General features: G+C 68.9%; 20 protein-coding genes. 8 read left to right on the top strand and 12 right to left on the bottom strand.

From position 1 onward, the window contains the following. The first annotated feature begins 73 nt into the window (after positions 1-73). A complete protein-coding gene (locus SNE35_RS09085) occupies positions 74-1027 on the top strand; it encodes a LysR family transcriptional regulator (RefSeq protein WP_320422574.1) in 954 nt (317 codons plus the stop codon). A 79-nt stretch (positions 1028-1106) separates the two neighbouring features. Further along, a complete protein-coding gene (locus SNE35_RS09080) occupies positions 1107-1535 on the top strand; it encodes a TOBE domain-containing protein (RefSeq protein ID WP_320422573.1) in 429 nt (142 codons plus the stop codon). A 12-nt stretch (positions 1536-1547) separates the two neighbouring features. On the opposite strand, the gene SNE35_RS09075 is transcribed toward SNE35_RS09080, so the two are convergent. The 3 genes from SNE35_RS09075 to SNE35_RS09065 all read right to left on the bottom strand — a co-directional run bounded on the left by SNE35_RS09075 (position 1548) and on the right by SNE35_RS09065 (position 5341). Beyond that, positions 1548-2606 carry an NAD(P)-dependent alcohol dehydrogenase gene (locus SNE35_RS09075; protein ID WP_320422572.1) on the bottom strand — a complete coding sequence of 353 codons (1059 nt, stop codon included), beginning with the start codon at positions 2604-2606 and terminating at the stop codon, positions 1548-1550. 477 nt (positions 2607-3083) lie between these two features. Then, positions 3084-4616 (bottom strand): sensor histidine kinase, encoded by a 1533-nt coding sequence (locus SNE35_RS09070; protein ID WP_320423147.1) that lies wholly within the window; start codon positions 4614-4616, stop codon positions 3084-3086. Next, a complete protein-coding gene (locus SNE35_RS09065) occupies positions 4616-5341 on the bottom strand; it encodes a response regulator transcription factor (RefSeq protein WP_320422571.1) in 726 nt (241 codons plus the stop codon). The genes SNE35_RS09070 and SNE35_RS09065 overlap by 1 nt, the downstream gene beginning before the upstream one ends. A gap of 130 nt (positions 5342-5471) precedes the next feature. On the opposite strand from SNE35_RS09065, the gene msrB reads away from it, so the two are divergent. From msrB to msrA, 3 genes are read left to right on the top strand one after another with little or no spacing between them, the layout of a single operon-like run. After that, complete coding sequence (msrB, locus tag SNE35_RS09060) at positions 5472-5975, top strand: peptide-methionine (R)-S-oxide reductase MsrB (protein WP_320422570.1); 504 nt, start codon at positions 5472-5474, stop codon at positions 5973-5975. 16 nt (positions 5976-5991) lie between these two features. Beyond that, complete coding sequence (locus SNE35_RS09055) at positions 5992-7782, top strand: cytochrome c biogenesis protein DipZ (protein ID WP_320422569.1); 1791 nt, start codon at positions 5992-5994, stop codon at positions 7780-7782. A gap of 15 nt (positions 7783-7797) precedes the next feature. Beyond that, the gene (gene msrA / locus SNE35_RS09050) at positions 7798-8553 is read left to right on the top strand and encodes a peptide-methionine (S)-S-oxide reductase MsrA (protein ID WP_431312727.1); all 756 of its coding nucleotides are present in this window, start codon (positions 7798-7800) and stop codon (positions 8551-8553) included. Between the two features lie 28 nt (positions 8554-8581). On the opposite strand, the gene SNE35_RS09045 is transcribed toward msrA, so the two are convergent. Further along, positions 8582-9814 (bottom strand): hypothetical protein, encoded by a 1233-nt coding sequence (locus SNE35_RS09045; RefSeq protein WP_320422568.1) that lies wholly within the window; start codon positions 9812-9814, stop codon positions 8582-8584. A gap of 143 nt (positions 9815-9957) precedes the next feature. Here SNE35_RS09045 and SNE35_RS09040 point away from each other — a divergent pair, with 143 nt between their 5' ends. Next, on the top strand, positions 9958-11556 hold the full coding sequence (locus SNE35_RS09040; protein ID WP_320422567.1) for a DUF3466 family protein: 1599 nt from the start codon (positions 9958-9960) through the stop codon (positions 11554-11556). Here the strand turns inward: SNE35_RS09040 and SNE35_RS09035 are convergent. The 4 genes from SNE35_RS09035 to SNE35_RS09020 are packed head-to-tail and all read right to left on the bottom strand — an operon-like array spanning position 11547 to position 15100. Next, positions 11547-11912, bottom strand: coding sequence for a gamma-glutamylcyclotransferase family protein (locus tag SNE35_RS09035; protein ID WP_320422566.1), 366 nt, complete (start codon positions 11910-11912; stop codon positions 11547-11549). The genes SNE35_RS09040 and SNE35_RS09035 overlap by 10 nt on opposite strands. Continuing rightward, positions 11905-12765 (bottom strand): nitroreductase family protein, encoded by an 861-nt coding sequence (locus SNE35_RS09030; RefSeq protein WP_320422565.1) that lies wholly within the window; start codon positions 12763-12765, stop codon positions 11905-11907. The genes SNE35_RS09035 and SNE35_RS09030 overlap by 8 nt, the downstream gene beginning before the upstream one ends. Positions 12766-12770: 5 nt before the next feature. After that, a complete protein-coding gene (locus tag SNE35_RS09025; protein WP_320422564.1) occupies positions 12771-13235 on the bottom strand; it encodes a molybdopterin-dependent oxidoreductase in 465 nt (154 codons plus the stop codon). A gap of 14 nt (positions 13236-13249) precedes the next feature. Further along, positions 13250-15100, bottom strand: coding sequence for a sigma-54-dependent Fis family transcriptional regulator (locus tag SNE35_RS09020; RefSeq protein WP_320422563.1), 1851 nt, complete (start codon positions 15098-15100; stop codon positions 13250-13252). A gap of 182 nt (positions 15101-15282) precedes the next feature. On the opposite strand from SNE35_RS09020, the gene adh reads away from it, so the two are divergent. Further along, positions 15283-16803 carry an aldehyde dehydrogenase gene (gene adh / locus SNE35_RS09015; protein ID WP_320422562.1) on the top strand — a complete coding sequence of 507 codons (1521 nt, stop codon included), beginning with the start codon at positions 15283-15285 and terminating at the stop codon, positions 16801-16803. Continuing rightward, positions 16803-17198 carry a DUF779 domain-containing protein gene (locus tag SNE35_RS09010; RefSeq protein WP_320422561.1) on the top strand — a complete coding sequence of 132 codons (396 nt, stop codon included), beginning with the start codon at positions 16803-16805 and terminating at the stop codon, positions 17196-17198. Before adh ends, SNE35_RS09010 begins: the two co-directional genes overlap by 1 nt. Here SNE35_RS09010 and chrA read toward each other — a convergent pair. From chrA to SNE35_RS08990, 4 genes are all read right to left on the bottom strand, one after another. Next, positions 17187-18512, bottom strand: coding sequence for a chromate efflux transporter (gene chrA / locus SNE35_RS09005; RefSeq protein ID WP_320422560.1), 1326 nt, complete (start codon positions 18510-18512; stop codon positions 17187-17189). The genes SNE35_RS09010 and chrA overlap by 12 nt on opposite strands. Further along, complete coding sequence (locus SNE35_RS09000; protein WP_320422559.1) at positions 18509-19096, bottom strand: NUDIX hydrolase; 588 nt, start codon at positions 19094-19096, stop codon at positions 18509-18511. The genes chrA and SNE35_RS09000 overlap by 4 nt, the downstream gene beginning before the upstream one ends. Position 19097: 1 nt before the next feature. Further along, entirely contained in the window at positions 19098-19934 is an 837-nt protein-coding gene (locus SNE35_RS08995; protein WP_320422558.1) for a DUF6624 domain-containing protein, read from the bottom strand. A 78-nt stretch (positions 19935-20012) separates the two neighbouring features. Continuing rightward, positions 20013-21020: an AraC family transcriptional regulator gene (locus SNE35_RS08990; protein WP_320422557.1), complete on the bottom strand. Its 1008-nt coding sequence runs from the start codon at positions 21018-21020 to the stop codon at positions 20013-20015. Between the last annotated feature and the right edge of the window lie 243 nt (positions 21021-21263).

Here is a 21263-nt window from a genome sequence, read left to right as displayed (position 1 = left end):
TTCACCGCCGGCCCGGTAGAGGGCTCGCCGACAACCCAGCCTTACGTCCGACGCACGGATGAAGAAGAACGACATGAACGCCAGCCCGAACAACACCGACCGGCTCTCGTTGCTGGAAACCTTCGTCCGCATCGTGGAGGCCGGCAGCATCTCGGCCGCCGCCACGCAGCTCGACTCGACGCCGCCCACGATCAGCCGCCGGCTCCAGGCGCTGGAGCGTGAGCTGGGCCTGCAGTTGCTGGCGCGCTCGTCGCGCAGCATGACCTTGACCGAGGACGGCGAGCGCTGCTACCAGCGCGCGAAATCGTTGCTCGCGGAATGGGCCGAGTTCGAGTCGGACGTGCGCGGCGAAGACGACGAGCCGCGCGGCAACTTGCGCGTGGTCGTGCCACACGCGTTCGGCCAGGCCAAGCTCGTTGACGCGCTCGGCGACTTCCTGGAGCGCTACCCGGGCATCTCGATCGAATGGACGCTGCACGACCGGACGCCGGATTTCGTGGCCAACAAGGTGGATTGCGCGATCCACGCGGGCGAGGTCACCACCGAGTCCGCCGTGGCGGTCCTGCTGGCCGAGGTGCCGCGCATCGTGGCTGCGTCGCCGCGCCTGCTGGGCAAGCAGCTTCCCATGCACGCGAACGAGCTCGCGAACCTGCCCTGGATCGGCCAGCATCCCTACTCGCGGGATCGTGTGGAGCTGCGGGAGGCCGAGTCTTCGGAGGCGGTCGAGGTGCGATTCAGGCCCCGGGTCATCACGGACAACCTGTTCGCGCTGCGCAGCGCTGCCCTGCGCGGACTCGGCGTCTGCGTCGCCTCCGAATGGGTGCTGCGCGAGGACATCGACCGGGGCGACCTGGTTCACATCGCGCCCACCTGGCAGGCGGCACCCCTGCCGCTCTGGCTCGTCTACCCGCGCCTGCAGCACACGCCGGCCCGGGTCAGGCACTTCCTCGCCGCGATGCGCGCGGCGGTGCCGGTGGCCCTGAGTGGCGAGGTCCTGCGGAAACGTGGGCGGGATGGTGGGCGCTGAAGGCGAGAGCGATCCAACGGGATGGGAAAATGCGGGCATAGCTCATCTGCAACCCGTCACCTACCGGAGAACCCATCCCGTGAAAACCAGCGCACGCAACCAATTCGCCGGCAAGGTCAGCGCCATCCGCGAAGGCGCGATCAACGACGAAGTCGAACTCGAAGTCGCCGGCGGTCACAAGATCGTCGCCACCGTCACCCGCGAGAGCCGCAACAGCATGAAGCTGGCGGCCGGCGCCAGCGCCTTCGCCCTGGTCAAGGCCTCGTCGATCATCCTGATGAGCGATTGCGACGGCGTGCGTCTGTCCGCGCGCAACCAGCTCAAGGGCAAGGTTGCGAAGGTCACGGACGGCGCGGTGAACACCGAGGTCGTGCTGGAACTGGCCGGCGGCATCCAGGTCGCCGTGATCATCACGCTGGCCAGCGCCCAGGCCATGGGTCTGGCCCAGGGCAGCGAAGCGCTGGCGATCTTCAAGGCATCGAGCGTGATCCTCGGCGTCGCTGCCTGACGAAGAAGGCGATTACTGGCCCGCGCCGAGCGTGGCCATGTCGATCACGAAGCGGTACTTCACGTCGCTCTTGAGCATGCGCTCGTAGGCGGCGTTGATGTCCTTCATGGCGATCATCTCGATGTCCGAGACGATGCCGTGCTCGGCGCAGAAGTCCAGCATCTCCTGCGTCTCGCGGATGCCGCCGATCAGCGAGCCGCCCAGGCGGCGGCGCTTGAAGATCAGGCCGAAGACGCTGGGCGAGGGGTGCGCATGTTCGGGCGCGCCGACCAGCGTCATCGTGCAGTCGCGCTTCAGCAGGGCGATGAAGGGGTCGAGGTTGTGCTGCGCCGCGACCGTGTTGAGGATGAAGTCGAAGCTGCCCTGATGCGCCGCCATGGCCTGCGCGTCCTTCGAGATCACGACCTCGGCAGCACCCATGCGCTTGGCATCCTCGGCCTTGCCGGCGGAGGTGGTGAACAGCACCACGTGCGCCCCCATCGCCGCGGCGATCTTGACGCCCATGTGCCCGAGGCCGCCGAGGCCCACGATGCCGACCTTCTGCCCCTTCTGCACGCCCCATTGCCGCAGCGGCGAATAGGTCGTGATGCCGGCGCACAGCAGCGGCGACACGGCGGCCAGCTGGTCCAGGTCGTGGGTGATCTTCAGCACGAACTTCTGTCGCACGACGATGCGGCTGGAGTAGCCGCCGTAGGTGTTGTCGCCGCCGAAGGCGGGGCCGTTGTAGGTGCCGGTGAAGCCGTTGTCGCAGTACTGTTCGAGATCGTCGGCGCAGGAGGCGCAATGCTGGCAGCTGTCGACCATGCAGCCGACGCCGGCGATGTCACCGACCTTGAAGCGCGTCACGTCGGCACCGACGGCGCTGACGCGGCCGACGATCTCGTGGCCGGGCACCGAGGGATAGATCGTGTTCTTCCACTCGTTGCGCGCGGTGTGCAGGTCCGAATGGCAGACGCCGCAGTACAGGATCTCGATCTGCACATCATCCGGCCCGGGCTCGCGGCGCTCGATGTTCATCGGCCCCAGCGCGGTGATGGCGTCCTGGGCGGCGTAGGCAAGGGTGGCGGTCATGGGACAGATCCTTTGTGTGTTGGCGGGCAAAGTCTGGCTGACGGGGCCGTATGGTCACACTGATCGCGATAGTTGGCTGGATACGACGGACGTGCGATCTGCGGAGTCGAGATGGCGCTCGGGTTGGCGGTTATGGCTGGGTTGGTCTCCTGTCGCGGTGCCGGGACTCGCCCCGGCGGGCGACTCACTTTCTTGGGCGCCCAAGAAAGTAAGCAAAGAAACCGCCCCTACTGCCAACAGCCGAATACCTGACGAGCTGCCGCGCTTCGAGCATTCGGCTGTTCGGGCCCCTTGTGCAGCCGCCGAGAAGCGCAGCGGCTTGGGACCGTGAGCGAAGCGAACCTCGTGAACTGACTTCGCGCCGCATGTTTGAACGGAGCGTAGCGAAGTGAGTTCGGCGCGGGGCCCAAGTCGCGAGCATCGCAGGGCACCCGTAGCGAAGCGGAGGGCGGCGGAAGCAGGGTCGCCTTTCTTTGCTTACTTTCTTTGGCGAAGCAAAGAAAGTGAGTCGCCCGCCGGGGCGAGTCCCGGCACCGCGGCAGTAGCGCCCACCGGCAAGCAAAACCTGAAACTTGCCCCAACGCCCGCCGTATCGGTATCGAGCAGCTCGATCCGGCTACCGTTCAGCTCCAGCATCCGATGCACGATGCGCAGGCCCAGACCGCCGTCGCGGCGCGCGCCGCCGATGGTGAAGGGCCGCAGGAACAGGCCTTCGCGCAGCTCGGGTGGGATGCCCGGCCCGGTGTCGCTCACCGTCACCTCCACTTCGCCCGCCCGCGGCGCGGCCATCGCCACCTCGATCGCCCCGCCCGGCGGTACGTGGCGCAGCGCGTTGTCGAGCAGGTTGCCGAGCACTCTTTCGATCATGCCGACGTCGGCCCGCACCGCGGGCAGTTGCGCGGGGAAACTGGCCTTCAGCGCCACCTCGCGGGCGCCGGCGGCGAGCTCGAATTTCTGGAACACGTCCTGCACCAGGTCGGTCATCGAGAAGGCTTCGGGCTCGGGCTGGACGAAGCCGTATTCCAGCCGCGCCAGCTCGAACAGGCTCTGCGCCAGGGTGCCGACCTTGCGGCTCTGGTCCAGTGCGATGCCGAGATAACGTTTACGTTCAGCGGCGTCCAGCGTCGCGTCCTTCAGCAGCAGCGTCTCCAGGTAGCCGTGCAGCGAGGACAGTGGCGTGCGCAGGTCGTGCGAGACGTTGGCGATCAGTTCGCGGCGTTCCTGGTCCTGGCGGGTGAGGATCTGCCACTGTTCGCCGATGCGTGCCTGCATTTGTCGGTAGGTGCCGGCCAGCACGGCGATCTCGTCACCGGCGGCGGTGGGCGCTTCAGGCAGTGCCGCGGCGGGGGCTCCGCCCTGCATGTCGAAATGCCGCAGCTCCTCGGTGAGCTGGCGCAGCGGCCGGGTGATCAGGCGGAATGCAATCAGGCCCGCGGCCAGGCACAGCACCGCCACCAGCGCGATCGACATCAGCGCCGTGCGCAGCACCGCGCCGGCCGAGCCGCGCGAGGCGTAGAGGTCGTGTGCCTGGCCCAGCAGCACCACGTAGACGAAGCCCACCTCGCGGCCGTCCACCCGCAGCGGTGCGGCGCTGAAAACCTTGCGCCCGTCCGCGCTGCGCGGGTCGTCGCCGAGGATGGGCAGCATCGCGCCGTCCACGAAGCGGCGCACGGGGCCCAGGTCCACCTGCTCGCGCAGCAGCCGGCCCTCCGGCGCGGCATGACCGACGATGCGGCCTGCCGGGTCCAGCAGGTAGACCTCCACGCTCGGGTTCACCAGCATCATCTGGCTGAACAGGTTGCGCACGGCGCCGGGCATCAGGCCGTTGGCGTCGGTGAGCTGCACGTCGCGGCCGATGCTGGCGGCCACGTCGCGCGACAGGCCCTGCACCACCTCCAGGTCGTGCATGCGGCTGGCACGCAGCTGCAGCCAACCTGAGGTGCCGCTGCACACCAGCAGCAGCAGCGCGAAGACCAGCGAGAGCCGCTGCGTCAGCGTCAGCTTCGCCATCACGACGACGTCCCTTCCGCCTCGGCCGCGAACTTGTAGCCGCGGCCCCAGACGGTGAGGATCAGCGCGGGCTGCGTCGGGTCGGCCTCCACCTTGGCGCGCAGCCGGTTGATGTGCGTGTTGACCGTGTGCTCGTAGCCCTCGTGCTGGTAGCCCCAGACGGCATCGAGCAGTTCGCTGCGCGAGAACACCTTGCCGGGCTGGCGGGCGAAGAAATACAGCAGGTCGAACTCGCGCGGTGTGAGGTCCAGCCGCTGGCCGCGCAGCCGCGCCTCGCGCGCCACCGGGTCGATGTTGAGGCCGGCGATGCTGAGGCTGCCCGCCTCCAGACGCGCGTTCTGCGCCAGTGCGTCGACGCGGCGCAGCAGCGCACGCACCCGCGCCACCAGCTCCAGCACGGAGAAAGGCTTGGCGAGGTAGTCGTCCGCGCCCAGTTCCAGGCCCAGGATGCGTTGCACCTCGCTGGAGCGCGCGCTGATGATGATGACCGGCACGTAGCGCGTCATCGCGCGGGCGCGGCGGCAGATCTCCAGGCCGTCGACGCCGGGCAGCATCAGGTCCAGCACCAGCGCGTCCCAGCCGCCGCGCTCCAGTTGCGCCAGGCCCTCGTCGCCGCGGGCGCAGTGGACCACTTCCAGACCCTCGTCGCGCAGGTGCAGGGTCAGCAGGTCGGCAATGTGGGCATCGTCTTCGACGAGCAGGATTCGGCGGGCGGCGGTGCTCATGATCGCGGCATTGTGCGGGCTTCGTCGCCGGCGAGTTCTAACGTTTTATTGAACTCTTCGTGAGGACTTCCGGAGCGCAACTTGCCTAAGCTGGCGGCACGCTTCGACAACAGACCACGGGGGTTTGATCATGACGAACATCGCAACGACAAGGCGCGGCCTGCTGCTCACCGTCGCCGCTGCGGCCGCTGCCGCCGGCACGATCGGCCGCTTCGCCTTCGCGGGGCCGGCGGATGCGCCGGAGGTCTTCGAGGTGAACTACACCGAGGCGCAGTGGCGCGCCCGGCTCTCGGCGCCGCAGTTCGCCGTGCTGCGCCAGGAAGGCACCGAGCGCCCCGGCTACAGCCCGCTGAACCAGGAGCATCGCGCCGGCAGTTTTGCCTGCGCCGGCTGCGGCCTGCCGCTGTTCTCGTCCAAGACCAAGTTCGAGAGCGGCACCGGCTGGCCCAGTTTCTGGAAGCCGCTGGACGGCGCCATCCGCACGCGCCGCGACCTGGGCCTGGGCATGCTGCGCACGGAGGTGCACTGCCGCCGCTGCGGCGGCCACCTGGGCCATGTGTTCGACGACGGCCCGCCGCCCACCGGCCTGCGCTATTGCATGAACGGCGTGGCGATGACTTTCGCACCTGCCTGACCGACCGAGTATTCCCATGCTGCTGATCCTTCTTGCCTACCTGGGCGGCGTGCTGACCATCGTCAGCCCCTGCATCCTGCCGGTACTGCCCTTCGTGTTCTCGCGTGCCCACCAGCCCTTCGTGCGCAGCGGCCTGCCGCTGTTGGTCGGCATGGGGCTGACCTTCGCGCTGGTGGCCTCGCTGGCGGCCGTGGGCGGTGGCTGGGTGGTGGCGGCCAACCAGTACGGCCGCTGGGTCGCGCTGGTGCTGGTGGCCCTGTTCGGTGTGACCCTGCTGTGGCCCGGCTTGGCCGAGCGGCTGACGCGGCCGCTGGTGGGCTTGGGCGCGCGGCTGTCTGAGTCCTCGCAGGGCGAGCAAGGTCAGGTGCGACCCGGCGCCTCGCTGCTGCTGGGCGTGGCCACGGGCCTGCTGTGGGCGCCCTGCGCGGGGCCGATCCTGGGCCTGATCCTGACCGGCGCGGCGCTGCAGGGCGCGAGCCTGTCGACCACGTTGCTGTTGGTGGCCTATGCCGCGGGCGCGGCCACCTCGATGGCGGCGGCCCTGCTGCTGGGCGGCCGTGTGTTTGCGGCGATGAAGCGGGCGCTGGGCGCCGGCGAATGGGTGCGCCGCGCGCTGGGTGCAGCCATGCTGGCCGGCGTGGGCGCCATCGCGCTGGGCCTGGACACCGGCGTGCTGGCACAGGTGTCCACCGCATCGACCGGCGGGCTGGAACAGCGGCTGGTGGACAAGCTGGCCGGTGAGCGCCCCGTAGACGCCGCACAGGGTGGCGCGATGATGGCCGCCGGCGGCGCCATGATGGCGAGCACCGCCCTCGCCAACGGACCGGCGCTGCCCGACGAAGGCCTTGCTCCGCCGCTCGCCGGCGCCACCGAATGGCTCAACACGGCAGACGGCAAGCCGCTGACGGCCGAGTCGCTGCGCGGCAAGGTCGTGCTGGTCGACTTCTGGACCTACTCCTGCATCAACTGCCTGCGCACCCTGCCCTACGTCAAGGCCTGGGCGCAGAAGTACGGTCCGCAGGGGCTGGTGGTGGTCGGCGTGCATGCGCCGGAGTTCGCCTTCGAGCGTGACCTGGGCAACGTCAAGAAGGCGCTGGGCGATCTCGGCATCGAGTACCCGGTGGCCGTGGACAACCAGTACGCCATCTGGCGCGCCTTCAACAACCGTTACTGGCCGGCGCACTACTTCATCGATGCCCAGGGCCGCGTGCGCCATCACCACTTCGGCGAGGGCGACGAGGCGCAGTCGGAGCGGGTGATCCAGCAGCTGCTGCGCGAGGCTGGCGCGAGCCAGGTCGCGCAGGGCCTCACCGAGGTCAGCGCCACCGGCGTGCAGCAGGAGGCGGACATGGCGCAGGTGCGCTCGCCGGAGACCTACGTCGGCTATGAGCGGGCTCAGCATTTCGCTTCATCGCCGCGCGCCGTGCACGACCAGCCGGCCAGCTATTCGCTGCCGGGCGAGCTGCCGCTGAACGGCTGGGGCCTGGCCGGCAACTGGCGTGTTGGGCCGGAGAGCGCCGTGTCGGACGCGAAGTCGGCACGCATCGTCTACCGCTTCCAGGCGCGCGACCTGCACCTGGTGCTGGGCCCCGGGCCGGACGGCAAGCCGGTGCGCTTCAAGGTGCTGATCGACGGCCAGGCGCCGGGCGATTCGCACGGCACCGACGTCGCGCCCGACGGCAGCGGCCGTGTCACTTCGCAGCGCCTTTACCAGCTGGTGCGCCAGTCGGGCGAGGTGCGGGAGCACAGCTTCAGCATCGAGTTCCTCGATCCCGGTGCTGCCGCCTACGCATTCACTTTCGGTTGAACGAGAGGTTTCATCATGATGAACAGAACTGGGTCCTCCTCCTCATCCGTGCTGTCGCGCCGCCAGGGGCTTACCTGGCTGGCCGGCGGTGTGGCGCTCGTGGTCGCCGGCCTTTCGTGGCAGGGGTCAAGCGGCGTCGCCTCGGCGGCCGAGGCTGCGGTGACGCTGCCGCCGCCGGCGCAAGACGCACCGCCCGCCGCGCAACAGGGGCTGCAGAAGATTGTCTTCGCCGGCGGCTGCTTCTGGGGCGTGCAGGGCGTGTTCCAGCACGTCAAGGGCGTGACGCGGGCGGTGTCGGGCTATGCCGGCGGCCCGGCGTCCAAGGCGTCGTACGAGATCGTCAGCAGCGGCAGCACCGGCCATGCGGAATCGGTGGAGGTCACCTTCGACCCGAGCCAGGTGCGCCTGGGCACCCTGCTGCAGATCTACTTCTCGGTCGTCCACGACCCGACACAGCTGAACCGCCAGGGTCCCGACAGCGGCACGCAGTACCGCTCCGCCATTTTCACGAACGATGCCGCGCAGCGTCAGGTGGCGCAGGCCTACATCGCGCAGCTCGATGCGGCCAAGGTCTTCCCCAAGCCCATCGTGACGAAGATCGAGGCCAACGGCGGCTTCTACCCGGCCGAGGCTTATCACCAGGACTTCCTGACCGAGAACCCGCGCTACCCGTACATCGTCTACAACGACCTGCCGAAGATCGACAACCTGAAGAAGATGTTCCCGCAGGCATACCGGGTGGAGCCGGTGCTGGTGAAGCGGCCGGCCTAGACGGGCGGTTTAAGCGGCCGGATGAGGTTTACGTCGGCAACGAGAACGCCAGCCCGATCTGCGAGCCGTAGATCGGGTAGCGCACCTTGCAGCGGAAGCCGCGCAGGCGCCGCGGATCCCAGCCCAGTTGCGCGCAGGTCTGCCGGATGATTTCGGGGTAGGCCGGGAATTCGGGGAGCCGGAAAGCGTCCGGCCCGCGGCCCAGCGAATGCACGGACTCCAGCATGTCGAGCCGGTCCCCCAGGCGCGACGCGTTGTCCGGATGCGTGATGCCGCGCACCACGGTGTCGAACAGGCGCAGTTCGGGCTGGACGCCGGGCCAGACCTCATCGTGCAGCAGCGCGTCGACCACGTAGTAGCCGCTGGGTGGTTCGGCCTGGCCGCCCACTCCTGAGCTCGGCGCGCCGGTGCCGCGGCTTGCCCGGTGCACGCCGCGGTAGAGCTGCGCGCAGACCAGGTCCTCGCCCCGATCCGCGCCCTTGCCCAGGGGCAGCTCGCGAATCGTGGTTTCGAGGTACTGGCCGTGATGCTGGGTCTCGATGTGCGAGGACGGCACGGTGGAGAACGCGGGCAGCAGCATGTCCTGCATCGACTGGATGGGGGCGCCCTGCAGATTGGAAACCGAGAAGCTCGCCCCTTCCGGCGCCAGGTACGAGCCGAACAGGCGCAGCGTGCCGCTGGGCCGGATGCGCTTGCAGCCGAGCAGCGCGTCGATGCCGATGCAGTCGTGGACATCCGGGTTGCCCGCCGACGGATGGACGATGCCCGCGTTGAGGATCATCTCGGCCTGCACGCCGCGCAGCGCGCTCATCGACTTGAAGGCCGCCGCCTTGTGGCGCAGTTCGAAGGCGCCACGCGATTCGTGCACCCAGTCGCTGAGGACGGCATCCAGCGTGGTGCGATCACCGATCTCTGAATCGAGGAAATCCTGCAGCCCGGCGACGGCGCTTTCGACGCGCTCGATGCAGTCGCGGTCGACCCCCGACTGCGACGCGCCCTTGACCATCTGGCGCAGGGCCTCCGGCCCGGGGATGGAGCTGAGTGTGGCCAGCGAATCGCCACTGCGCACCGAGGACACCAGCCGGCTGATGGCCGATTGGCTGAGCTTGAGCGCGCCCTGCATCGAGCGCTGATCGCGCAGGCCGCGCCGCCCCAGTTCGGTGAGCAGCGAGTCCACGGCACTGCGCAGGCGGTCGCCTGTTTCCTCTGCGCGGCGCCGCAAGGCGTTGTCGTCCGCTGTTATCAGAGCTTCTGTTTTCATGCCGCGCAGGATACCGCACGGCGGCTTTGAATTGGCGCCCGGAATATGCTCAGCATATGCCCTAGGTTTCTCGAAGGTAAATTGGACGCACACTGCGGACGTCATCAACGTGAATTCCGACACACATTGCGAGGGTCCAAACCATGTTCTCTTCCTCCAGGCATCAGTTCGTTGGCATCTTCACCGCGGCTTCCTTGCTCGCCGTGGCCGCGTCCTCGGCGCAGGCCACGATCAGCGCTGCCGACATCAGCGGCATCTTCTACGGCGCTCCCGGTCTCGACATCGTCGAGGTCACGCCCGGCGACTTCGAGCCCGTCGGCTACGTCTACCCTTCGATGGTCTACACGCTGCCGGGTGTCTTCGGCGCAGGGGGCCAGGCTTCGGGCGCCGGCATGGGCCTCGGCACGGCGCAGCTGGCGAACGGTGCCCTCCTGGGACAACGCGGCCTGGTCATGACGAGCACCGGCACCTACCAGCTCGACACGCTGGGCACCAACTCCGTGGCCGGCTGGTCACCGGCGGGCTACGGCTTCTCGTCGGCCGTCGCCGTCAACGCCAGCGGCCTGATCGTCGGCAACAGCGACCTGTACTCGGCCGATGGCACGCAGAACCTGGGCGGCCGTGCGGTGTACTACGAGCCGAAGTCATCGGTCGCCCACCAACTGGCCCTGCCCAGCGGCTACACGGACACGCACGGCTACGGCATTTCCGGCACCAACGCCGTCTCCTCGACGGGCGTGATCGTCGGCTACGCGAATTCATTCAACGGCGACACCGCCACGGGTCTCCAGGCGATGCGCTGGAACTCGAAGACCAGCACGGGCCAGGTGCTCGACAAGCTGCCGGGCACCGGCGAGTACGGCAGCAGCACGATCACGGCCGCGGTGAACGCCAAGGGCACGACCGTGGGAACGGGCAACACCTTCGACAGCAACGGCCAGCTGCTGGGCTATTCGGCCATCCGCTGGGACGCCAACACCACCCACGCCACGGCGCTCGGGAATCTGGGCACGGCCCCCGACGGTACCTATTCGAGCAGCGCTGCCGCGATCAACAACGCCGGCACGATAGTGGGCCAATCGTCCAAGTACGACGCCGACAGCAACTACCAGGGCGAACGCGCGGTCCGCTGGGCCGCCAACGCCACCGCGCCGGTGGAACTGCACTCCCTCTCCGCTGATGCCTCGGGGATCTCGTTCAGCGCCGCCCTGGCCATCAACGATGCCGGCACCGCGGTCGGCATGTCGCAGAAATACGCCAGCGACGGCTCCGACCTGGGCATGCGCGCGGTCAGCTGGGCGGCGGGCAGCGTCGAGCCGACCGAGCTGAAGCTCCTGTCGTCCGGCAGCAATGGCGAATCGTTCAGCTATGCCTTCAGCATCAACGCCTCAGGCTTCATCGCCGGCACGGCCAACGTCGTCGGCAGCGCCGACAACTCGTTCTACGACGCCGACTCGCACGCCGTGGTCTGGACGCCGGGCGGCGAGGTCATCGACCTCAACACGCTGCTGTCGCCGAGCACCGGCGGCGAGTGGACGCTGGAAAGCGCCTACTCCATCAGCGACAGCGGCTGGGTCACCGGCATGGCGCTGTACCAGCCCGCCGGCGAGTCGAGCGACTATGCCTACGCCCGGCTGTTCTCGATGCAGCTGATGATGCCGGTCCCGGAGCCGACGACCACCGCGATGCTCGCGCTCGGTCTGGCCGCGCTGGCCCTGCTGCGTCGGCGTCGTCAGCGCTGAGTCGACACGTCGCGCGCATCGACATAGGCCCAGGCGGTCACGCCCGAGGCCAGCGTGACGGCCGCGCGCCGGTAGTCGGACACCTCGTAGGCATCGGCGTGCGCCAGCTCGGCGGGCGTCACTTCGATGACCATGCCGTCGATCGTGTCCCCGGCCTGGCCGGTGGGCACGGCGATCGGGTGGTGGGTCTTGCCGCTGGTCTTCACCACGGCCGGGTCGCCGATGGCCAGCTGCTCCAGCCGGTAGCCGGGCAGCCGGTCGACCTGGCCGGCGAGGCGGCGGCCGAAGGTCGCGAGCTGGACGGCTTCCAGCTGCAGGGTGCCGTAGGAGAAAAGTCGTTGCGTGTCGTCACTCATGGTGCTCGTCATTGTGCGTCTGGCGGGCCGGCATCCAGCAGGACCACACCTCCCCCGGCAGCGCCGGCTTGCGGGCCGGCGGCGTCTCCGCGACGTTGCCCAGCGAGATGAAGCCCGCCAGGTATTCGCTGGGCCCGATGCCCAGCTGCGCGGACAGCGTCTCGTCGTAGCAGCGGTCCCCGCTCAGTACGATCGCGCCGAAGCCGAGCTGGTGCGCGGCATTGAGCAGGTTGCCCAGGGCCGCGCCCGCCGTCAGCCACTGCTCGCGCACCGGCACCCGACCGCGCTCGCGCGGCGAGACGACGAAGGCCAGCAGCACCGGCGGCCGCACCGCATGGGCTCGGGCGCGCTGCCGGTCGCCCGCCGAGGCCAGCGGATCACGGCGCAGTTTTTCCTGCTCGAACAGGTCGGCCAACGCGGTGCGCTGCTCGTCGCGGAACTCGACGACTCTCCAGGGGCGCAGGCTGCCGTGGTCGGGCGAGCGCAGCGCGGCCTGGATGATCAGCTCGATGTCCGCGGAATCCGGCCCCGGCCCGCTGAGCCGCCGCGGCGACACCGAGCGCCGCTCCATCAGCGGCGCCAGCGCGGTCTCCTTGCGGATGACGCGCAGGTCGTCCAGCAGGGCCGAGGTCTCGGCCACCTGCCAGCGTGCCCAGGCGAGCACGCGCTCGCCCTGCGAGGACAGCTGGGGTCCCGTGTGGCCCGGTGTGAACAAGGAGATGCCCAGCTGCCGCTCGATCGCGTCGAGCGCCTGGCGGAACTGTTCGTCGGAGAGTCCGCAGGCCACAGCGGCCTCGCTGGGGTCGCGGGCCTCGGCGAGGGCGAGAAGACAGTGCAGATATTCAGTAATCATGGGGTTCACAGCCTCCGAACGGCCAGGCCGTCGAGATGGCGCAGGTGGCGCGGCCCCAGGTGGGTGTCGGCCGCGGAGATCAGGGCCAGTGGGCCCAGGTGATCGTCGAGCGGCTCGCCGTTGCGCTCGAACAGGATCAGCGCCTGGGCGCCGATCGGCGAGTTGTAGAGCTCGCACCAGCTGAACAGCGCCTGGTAGCCGTCGCGGCCGCTGGCGACGACGATGCAGCGCTTCAGCTCGCTGCGGTGCAGCTGCGCGAGGCCGGTCGCGTCGAGCACATCGGTCAGGCGCACGCCGGCGTAGCGGTCCACGTGCGCCACCGGCCGGCCGGTCATGCAGGCGATGTCGATCGGCCCCAGGGCGTGGTGCGGCAAGGCTTCGAGCTGCGCCAGGTCCAGGCTCAGCGCGTTGGGAACATCGCCGGTGACGCAGAGCGCGGCGGCGCTGCGTTGGAGGGTCTCGGACTTCATCGTCATCATCGCGATCAGGGCTTTCTGGCGAGCTGTCGGTAAAGGGTGCTGCGATGGACGCCCAGCAGGCGTGCGGCCGCGGCGACATTGCCGTGCGATGCGCCCAGGGCCTGGCGGATGGCTTCGTCGGCGAGCGCGGCCAGCGTGGCCTCGCCGTGGGCCGGAGAGGCGGTGCATGACGCGAGGCTCAAGGCCGCGGCAAGCTCCGGCTCGCCGAGGGTCGTGCCGGCCTCGCTCAGCGCGGCCAGGCGGCGCAGGGCGGCCTGCAGCTCGCGGACATTGCCCGGCCAGGGCTGCGCCGAAAGCAGGGCCAGCGCCTCGTCGGTCAGCCGCAGTTCCTTGCGCCGTGCGCCGGCCTCGTCGAACAGGCGCTGGATCAGCGCGCGCCGATCAGGCCGCTGGCGCAGCGGCGGGATGGCGACCACCTCGCCCTGCAGGCGGTAGAACAGGTCCTCGCGGAAGCCGCCGCTGCGCACCAGCGCCGGCAGGTCGCGGTGGGTGGCGCAGACCAGGTCGAAATCGATCGCGAACTCGCGGCTGCTGCCCAGCGGGCGCACGACGCGGTCTTCCAGCACGCGCAGCAGGCGCGTCTGCATCGCCAGCGGCATGTCGCCCACCTCGTCGAGGAACAGCAGCCCGCCCTGGGCCTCGCGCAGCCGGCCGGCCTGGCCGCGGCGGCGCGCGCCGGTGAAGGCGCCGTCCTCGTAGCCGAACAGCTCGGCCTCGATCAGGCCCTCCGGCAGCGCCGCGCAATTGACCGCGACCAGCGGGCCCGACGCCCGGCGGCTGGCCTGGTGCAGGCGCCGCACGAAGACCTCCTTGCCGCTGCCGGTCTCGCCGGTCACGAGGATCGACAAGCCCTCGGCCAGCAGGCGACCGGCGCGGGCGAGCAGCGGGTCCAGCGCGTCCTGCTGCTCCAGCGGCACCGACCGGGCCGCGGGCATGGCCACCGGGCGGCGGGCCGCGGTGGTGTCGAGCGCGGCGATCCACTGGCGGCCGTCCGGCGCAGCGACCCGGTCCGGCGCATGCTGCAGCCGTTCCCAGCGCGTGCCGAAGATGCGCGCCGCCGGCAGGCCCAGCGCATCAGACCAGTCCAGGCCCAGCAGCGCCAGCGCGCGGCGATTGGCGCCGACGATCAGGCCGTCCTCGATCGACAGCAGCGCCTCGCGCGACGTGCCGACGAGGCCCGGCTGTCGATGGAAGCGCAGCAGGCCCTGGCCGGGCCGCAGCGCGGCGGCCGCGCTCATCATCCGGTGCTCCACCTGGCTCGCGGCCAGGCGCACCAGCCCGAGCGCGTGCTCGTTGACCTTGATCGATTCGCCGGAGACGTCCAGCGCGCCGGCCAGCGCGCCGCGCGCGTCGAAGATCGGCGCGGCCGCGCAGCCCAGCGCGCCGTTGCGTGCGAGGAAGTGCTCACCCCCCAGCACCATCAGCGCCTGGCGCTCCTGCAGCGCCGTGCCGATCGCATTGGTGCCGCGGCGCGACTCGGACCATTCCACGCCGGCCGCCAGTGCGATCCGATGCGCCTTGGGCAGGAACTCGGGGCTGCCGACCTCGTCCAGGATCAGGCCCGTCGCGTCGGTGAGGATGACGACGCAACCCTGACCGACCGCATGCTCGGCCAGCGCATCCAGCTCGGGCTCGGCACAGCGACGCAGCCAGGAGGCCGCCTCGCGCCGCGCCGACAGCTCGCCGCGTTGTACCGGCTCGGCCAGGTCCGCGATCGGCGAATGCGCGCTGCAGCGCCGCCACGAGCGCGCGATGTGCGAAGGCAGGCCCGCGCCCGGATCGCCGCCTTCGACGAAGAAGGCCTGCCGGGCCCGGTGCACGCCCGAGAGTGAGGTCGATGCATGGCTGCTGTCCATCACGGTCTCCCACGCGGCGTCGCGGAATGCGACGCTGTTGCGTCATATTCTGCTGTATACGTCGCAAGCTGCGACGCCGCCGGCACAAATCCCTGCCGGCAGGGCTGGCGCGCAGCTTGCAGACAGTGCCTGTCGCGCGCCGCAGGTCGCGGCGCCGGTGATCGCCAACAAGGAGACAAGACATGGACATGCTCGAACCCGGCAAATTCGGCACCGCCGTCAACTTCAAGAAGCGCTACGGCAACTACATCGGCGGCGAGTGGGTGGCACCCTCCAGCGGCCAGTACTTCGAGAACATCACGCCGGTGACCGGCCGCGCGTTCTGCGAGATCCCGCGCTCCACCGCCGAAGACGTGGACCGCGCGCTGGACGCCGCCCACAAGGCCAAGACCGCCTGGGGCAAGACCTCCGCCACCGATCGCGCCAATATCCTCAACAAGATCGCCGACCGCATCGAGCAGAACCTGCCGATGCTGGCCGCCGCCGAGACCTGGGACAACGGCAAGCCGATCCGCGAGACCACCTTCGCCGACCTGCCACTGGCCGTCGACCACTTCCGCTACTTCGCGTCCTGCATCCGCGCGCAGGAAGGCGGCATCAGCCAGATCGACGACCAGACCTACGCGTACCACTTCCACGAGCCGATCGGCGTCGTCGGCCAGATCATCCCGTGGAACTTCCCGATCCTGATGGCCGTGTGGAAGCTGGCGCCGGCCCTGGCGGCGGGCAACTGCGTCGTCATCAAGCCGGCCGAGCAGACGCCGGTATCCATCCTCGTGCTGATGGAGTTGATCGGCGACCTGCTGCCGCCCGGCGTCGTCAATATCGTCAACGGCTTCGGCCTGGAGGCGGGCAAGCCGCTGGCCTCCAGCAACCGCATCGGCAAGATCGCCTTCACCGGCGAAACCACCACGGGCCGGCTGATCAGCCAGTACGCCAGCCAGAACCTGATCCCGGTCACCTTGGAGCTGGGCGGCAAGAGCCCCAACATCTTCTTCGCCGACGTGATGAGCAAGGACGACGCCTTCCTCGACAAGGCCATGGAAGGCTTCGCGATGTTCGCGTTGAACCAGGGCGAGGTCTGCACTTGCCCCAGCCGCGTGCTCATCCAGGAATCGATCTACGAGGCCTTCATCGACCGCGCCGTCAAGCGCGTGGCGGCCATCAAGCAGGGCAGCCCGCTGGAGATGGAAACGATGATCGGCGCGCAGGCCTCCAGCGAGCAACTGGAGAAGATTCTCAGCTACCTCGACATCGGCAAGCAGGAAGGCGCGCAGGTGCTGATCGGCGGTGAGCGCAACATGCTGCAGGGCGAGCTGGAAGGCGGCTACTACGTGAAGCCCACGGTGTTCAAGGGCCACAACAAGATGCGCATCTTCCAGGAAGAGATCTTCGGCCCGGTGGTGTCGGTGACCACCTTCAAGACCGAGGAAGAAGCGCTGGCCATCGCCAACGACACGCTCTACGGCCTGGGTGCTGGCGTGTGGAGCCGCGACATGAACACCGCCTTCCGCATGGGCAAGGGCATCCAGGCCGGCCGCGTGTGGACCAATTGCTATCACCACTACCCGGCGCACGCAGCCTTCGGCGGCTACAAGAACTCCGGCATCGGACGCGAGAACCACAAGATGATGCTGGACCACTACCAGCAGACGAAGAACCTGCTGGTGAGTTACAGCGAAAACAAACTCGGGTTCTTCTGATGAACGTGCCTCGTGTCACCGCGACCGAGGCGGCGACGAGCTTGATTGCCGAGCTCGTCGCCCGTCATGGCCCGGTAATGTTCCACCAGTCCGGCGGCTGCTGCGACGGCAGCGCGCCGATGTGCTACCCGAGCGGCGAGTTCGTCGTTGGCGACTACGACCGGCTGCTGGGCGAGATCGGCGGCATGCCCTTCTACATCAGCGGGCCGCAGTTCGAGTACTGGCAGCACACGCAGCTGATCATCGACGTCGTGCCCGGCCGCGGCGGCATGTTCTCGCTGGAGGGGCCGACCGGCCGGCGCTTCCTGACCCGCTCGCGCCTGTTCACCGACGAGGAGTGGGCCTGGCTGGAGGCGCACGAGGCACCAGTGGGCCGCGCGCCTTCAGAGGCTTAGCTGCTGAAGGATCAATCCGGCCAGGCCCGAGCCCAGCACGACCGGAATCACGCCCACCTTGAAGCGGAACAGCGCGATCGCCGCCGCCAGGCCGATCAGCGCTGATCCGCCGTCGAAGCGCCCGCCCAGGCCCTGCGGCCAGAGCACGTGATAGGCGAAGAACACCGCCAGGTTCACGATGACCCCGACGACCGCTGCCGTGATGCCGGTGAGCGGCGCGGTGAACTGCAGCTTGCCGTGCGTCGACTCGATGAACGGGCCGCCCAGCAGGATGAAGGCGAAGGACGGCAGGAAGGTGAAGAAGGTCACCACGCCGGCCGCCTCCGCGCCGGCGAGCAGCAGCGAGTCGCTGCCGAACAAGGCCTGGTTCCAGCCGCCCACGAAGCCGACGAAGGCCACCACCATGATCAGCGGCCCGGGTGTCGTCTCCCCCAGCGCCAGGCCGTCGATCATCTGCGGGGCAGTCAGCCAGTGGAAGTGATCGACGGCGCCCTGGTAGACGTAGGGCAGCACGGCGTACGCGCCGCCGAAGGTCAGCAGCGCGGCCTCGGTGAAGAACCAGCCCATCTGCGCCAGCGCACCCTGCCAGCCGAAGAGCGCGACCAGCCCGGCCATCGCCGCGGCCCAGAGCCCGAGGCTCGCCGCCAGTACCACGCGCAGCCTTGCCCAGCTGAACAAAGCGTGCGATGGTGTCGGCGTGTGGTCATCGATCAACGCGGGCCCGTAGCCCGCCTGAGCCGAGCCGTGGCCGCTGCCGCCCTTGAACTTGTCCGGCGCCATCCGCCCGCCCGCATAGCCCACGAGGCCTGCGATCAGGACGATCAGCGGGAACGGAAGGTTCAGCGCAAAGATGGCAACGAAGGCACCGACGGCGATGCCGGCCAGCCAGGCGTTCTTCAGCGTACGCGATCCGATGCGCCATGCCGCATGGGCCACCAGGGCCGTCACCGCGGGCTTGATGCCGTGGAACAGGCCGGCGATGGCCGGCAGCTGGCCGTGGGCCATGTAGACCCAGGACAGCCCGATCAGGATGAACAGCGAGGGCAGCACGAACAGCGCGCCCGCCACGATGCCGCCCCAGGTGCGGTGCATCAGCCAGCCGATGTAGGTGGCCAGCTGCTGCGCCTCCGGCCCGGGCAGGACCATGCAGTAGTTCAGCGCATGCAGGAAGCGCCCCTCCGAGATCCAGCGCCGGCGCTCGACCAGCTCCTCATGCATGATCGCGATCTGCCCCGCCGGCCCGCCGAAGCTGATGAAGCCGAGCTTGAGCCAGAAGCGGAACGCCTCGGCCCTTGCGATCGGCGACGGCGTCACACCAGCGCCTTCAGCTTGCCTGCGATGCGCCCGAACCGGCCGATCGGCAGCGATTCGAAGGCCTGCAGGGTCATCCATTGGACGCCCGCGACCTCCGCCCATTGCGGGCTGAGAGAAGCGCTGGAATCCGCCGCGAAGAGGTAGATGAAATCGTGATGCCAGTGCTCGCCTTCGGCCTTGCCGGGGTTGGCAGGGATGAAGTGCGTTTCGATGTCGAACGGCGCATCGGCGGCCGAGGGCCACGTATGCCGAAGAAGATCGGTGATGCCCGTCTCCTCGATGACTTCGCGCGCCGCCGAACGATCGAGCGGGTCGCTGCCTTCATGGTGACCGCCCGGCTGCAGCCAGCGATCCAGACCCCGGTGATGGATCATCAGGACCTTCCCCGCGACATCGTCGAAAACGATGCCGGATGTCGTGATGTGGCCGCGCATGTTCGAGCGCAGCAGCAGGTCGACATCGTTGGCTTCAAACTGGGCCTGAAGTTGAAGCAGGTCGTCCCGTTCACCGGGGAAGAGCTTCAGGTACGCGGCCAGTTGGGCGCGGGCGTCGGTCAGCGGGTCTTGGGCTAGGGTCATCGGCATCTCAGTGCTCGAAGTGTTTGAGGTAGTCGGCAAGCGGCTCCAGGTCCATGGCCTCGCGCCACGCGTCGACCTGTTCGGCCGATTCCAAGGGATACAGGGCCAGCTTGCCATCGGTTCCGGACTTCAGCTGGCTCCCGTAGCGCTGGGGTTGGCCGGCATACATCCGTGCACGATCTTCGCTCAGCGCCAGATTGCTGCGCGCCAGTTCGCCGGCCTCCGCCGCCGCTCTCATCGCCGGCAGTTGATCGGCAATCATCTGCGAGTGCTGGATCAGCAGCCAGGCATCGCTCACGCCCGAGAAACCCACGTCTGCTGCGCGCGGAAAGCCACTCTCCGCTAGCCACTGCCGCAGCTGCGACTCGTTCTCCGAATCGACCGCTCGCATGTCCTGTTCGAGCTGAGCCACCCGATCGACGTCACCTGCGCGCTGCGCGTCGCTCAGCGCGTTGCGCACTTCCTGGTCGCGCCGCACCATCGCGCTCAAGGCCTGCTGCCGCGCCGAATCGCGCCCGTTCATCGGGATCATGGTGAGCACGCGATCGATCGACCGCGCCGGCCATCGAACGAGCACAGGCACGGAGCGCCACTCCGGACTCTGCGCCTTGACCCAATATGCCCCTGGTTCAAGTGCGATCGCGCATTTCCCGTCGTGTGCATCGGCCTTTATCGGTGGCCGCCCGGCCTCCAGATCCGCGGCACGAATGGCGAACGTCTCCGTGTGCGCCAGCGGCGCGCCGTCGGCGCCGTAGCAAGGCAGGGTCAGCAGGCTTGGATCAGCGTGAGCGAGACCAAGGACGCTGCACGACCAGGCGACAAGGCAGAGGCGGATTGCTTTCACGTGGCATCTTTCAAAAGGTGATGCTGCAAGCCTACCCGCGGCGGTCGTTCAGCCGCCGGAGCATTCCTCTGCAGTAGCCTAGCGCCGCCGCAGGCGCGTATCGCTCGGTCGCTCGCCGAAGCGCTGCGCGTAGGCTTGGCTGAACTTGCTGGCGTTCTGGAAGCCCCAGCGCAGCGCGGTCTCGCGCACCGAGCGGTTCATGCCGGCGCGCAGTTCTTCGCGCGCGTGGTCCAGCCGCACCTGTCGCAGGTAGGCGCCGGGCGACTGCGCGAGGCGGCCGGCGAACAGGCGCTTGAGCGTGCTGACGCTCACGCAGGCGGCCTCGGCGATCTCGACCAGGCCGATGTCGGTCTGTGCATGCGCGCGGATGAATTCCAGCGCGCGGCGCAGCGCCGCCGGCGTGCCTTCAGCGCGCGCTGCGGCCGGGTCTGCGGCCGGCAGGCGCTCGGTGTCCAGCAGGCTCAGGGCGATCAGCTCCGCCCAGCGCTGGAACAGCAGCGGCTGGCCGATGCCGTGGTTGTCGGGCAGCAGGGCCTCGGTCATGCCCATGGACATGAAGTTCAGCTTGCGAACCAGCGGCGCCGGCAGCAGCGGATTGAGCCGCGGCCCGCCCCCGTAGCTGCCGGGCGCGAGCTCGGCACCCATGCGCTGCAGGTGCGCGCGCGAGACGTTGACCTCGACGAAATGCGTGCCCGGCGCAATGCTCAGGTCGATGCTGGCTGTGTCCAGCAGCAGGCCCTCGCCGGGGCCGGCCACGTACTGGCGGTCGTTCAGGCTCATCGTGCCGGAGACCACCAGCGTGATCGAGTACAGCGGCGGGATGCGGTCCGGCATCGTGCTCTGCACGTCCAGGCCGAAGGTGCTCTGGCCCTCGGCGATGAAGTCGCCCTGCGCGTCGCCGAACTGGCTGGCTGCGACGTCGGGCAGCGCCGTCATCGGGATCGAGGCCATGCGGATCGATTGCTGCTGGCCCGCTGAGCCCCAGCCGGTCAGCTGGCGCTGCGCACTGGGCTGGGCGCGGTTGAGTTTCTCGAACAGCGACTCGATCGGGTCGCGGCCCACCAGCGTGTGTGTGGGCAGGGGCAACAGGAACGGGGAGGTCTCGGGGGCTTGCACGGTAGGAGCTGGCGACAGAGATTTCCGTTCGATTCTAGGCATCTGCTAACGCCGGAAATGGGCGGTGCCGAGGCTCCCCGTAAGCGGGTGTATGGCGTTGCGGCGATGCAACCCATTTCGAGCCCTTGCGGCTCATTCCGGCTCCCGGGAGTCCAGATTGCAAAACCCTCCGGAGTGACCCTAGCCGCGTCACAAGTCCGTCTCGCTCCAATG

The sequence above is a fragment of the Roseateles agri genome (assembly GCF_034043675.1).
Taxonomy (GTDB): Bacteria; Pseudomonadota; Gammaproteobacteria; order Burkholderiales; family Burkholderiaceae_C; genus KK5.
This window is presented reverse-complemented; position numbering and strand designations above follow the sequence as displayed.

What these genes read in the sequence shown, in the direction of transcription:
- SNE35_RS09085 (WP_320422574.1), top strand. Translation starts at nt 74, where the DNA reads ATGAACGCCAGCCCGAACAACACCGACCGGCTCTCGTTGCTGGAAACC.
- SNE35_RS09075 (WP_320422572.1), bottom strand. Translation starts at nt 2,606, where the DNA reads ATGACCGCCACCCTTGCCTACGCCGCCCAGGACGCCATCACCGCGCTG.
- SNE35_RS09070 (WP_320423147.1), bottom strand. Translation starts at nt 4,616, where the DNA reads ATGGCGAAGCTGACGCTGACGCAGCGGCTCTCGCTGGTCTTCGCGCTG.
- SNE35_RS09065 (WP_320422571.1), bottom strand. Translation starts at nt 5,341, where the DNA reads ATGAGCACCGCCGCCCGCCGAATCCTGCTCGTCGAAGACGATGCCCAC.
- msrB (WP_320422570.1), top strand. Translation starts at nt 5,472, where the DNA reads ATGACGAACATCGCAACGACAAGGCGCGGCCTGCTGCTCACCGTCGCC.
- SNE35_RS09055 (WP_320422569.1), top strand. Translation starts at nt 5,992, where the DNA reads ATGCTGCTGATCCTTCTTGCCTACCTGGGCGGCGTGCTGACCATCGTC.
- msrA (WP_431312727.1), top strand. Translation starts at nt 7,798, where the DNA reads ATGATGAACAGAACTGGGTCCTCCTCCTCATCCGTGCTGTCGCGCCGC.
- SNE35_RS09045 (WP_320422568.1), bottom strand. Translation starts at nt 9,814, where the DNA reads ATGAAAACAGAAGCTCTGATAACAGCGGACGACAACGCCTTGCGGCGC.
- SNE35_RS09040 (WP_320422567.1), top strand. Translation starts at nt 9,958, where the DNA reads ATGTTCTCTTCCTCCAGGCATCAGTTCGTTGGCATCTTCACCGCGGCT.
- SNE35_RS09035 (WP_320422566.1), bottom strand. Translation starts at nt 11,912, where the DNA reads ATGAGTGACGACACGCAACGACTTTTCTCCTACGGCACCCTGCAGCTG.
- SNE35_RS09030 (WP_320422565.1), bottom strand. Translation starts at nt 12,765, where the DNA reads ATGATTACTGAATATCTGCACTGTCTTCTCGCCCTCGCCGAGGCCCGC.
- SNE35_RS09025 (WP_320422564.1), bottom strand. Translation starts at nt 13,235, where the DNA reads ATGAAGTCCGAGACCCTCCAACGCAGCGCCGCCGCGCTCTGCGTCACC.
- SNE35_RS09020 (WP_320422563.1), bottom strand. Translation starts at nt 15,100, where the DNA reads ATGGACAGCAGCCATGCATCGACCTCACTCTCGGGCGTGCACCGGGCC.
- adh (WP_320422562.1), top strand. Translation starts at nt 15,283, where the DNA reads ATGGACATGCTCGAACCCGGCAAATTCGGCACCGCCGTCAACTTCAAG.
- SNE35_RS09010 (WP_320422561.1), top strand. Translation starts at nt 16,803, where the DNA reads ATGAACGTGCCTCGTGTCACCGCGACCGAGGCGGCGACGAGCTTGATT.
- SNE35_RS09000 (WP_320422559.1), bottom strand. Translation starts at nt 19,096, where the DNA reads ATGCCGATGACCCTAGCCCAAGACCCGCTGACCGACGCCCGCGCCCAA.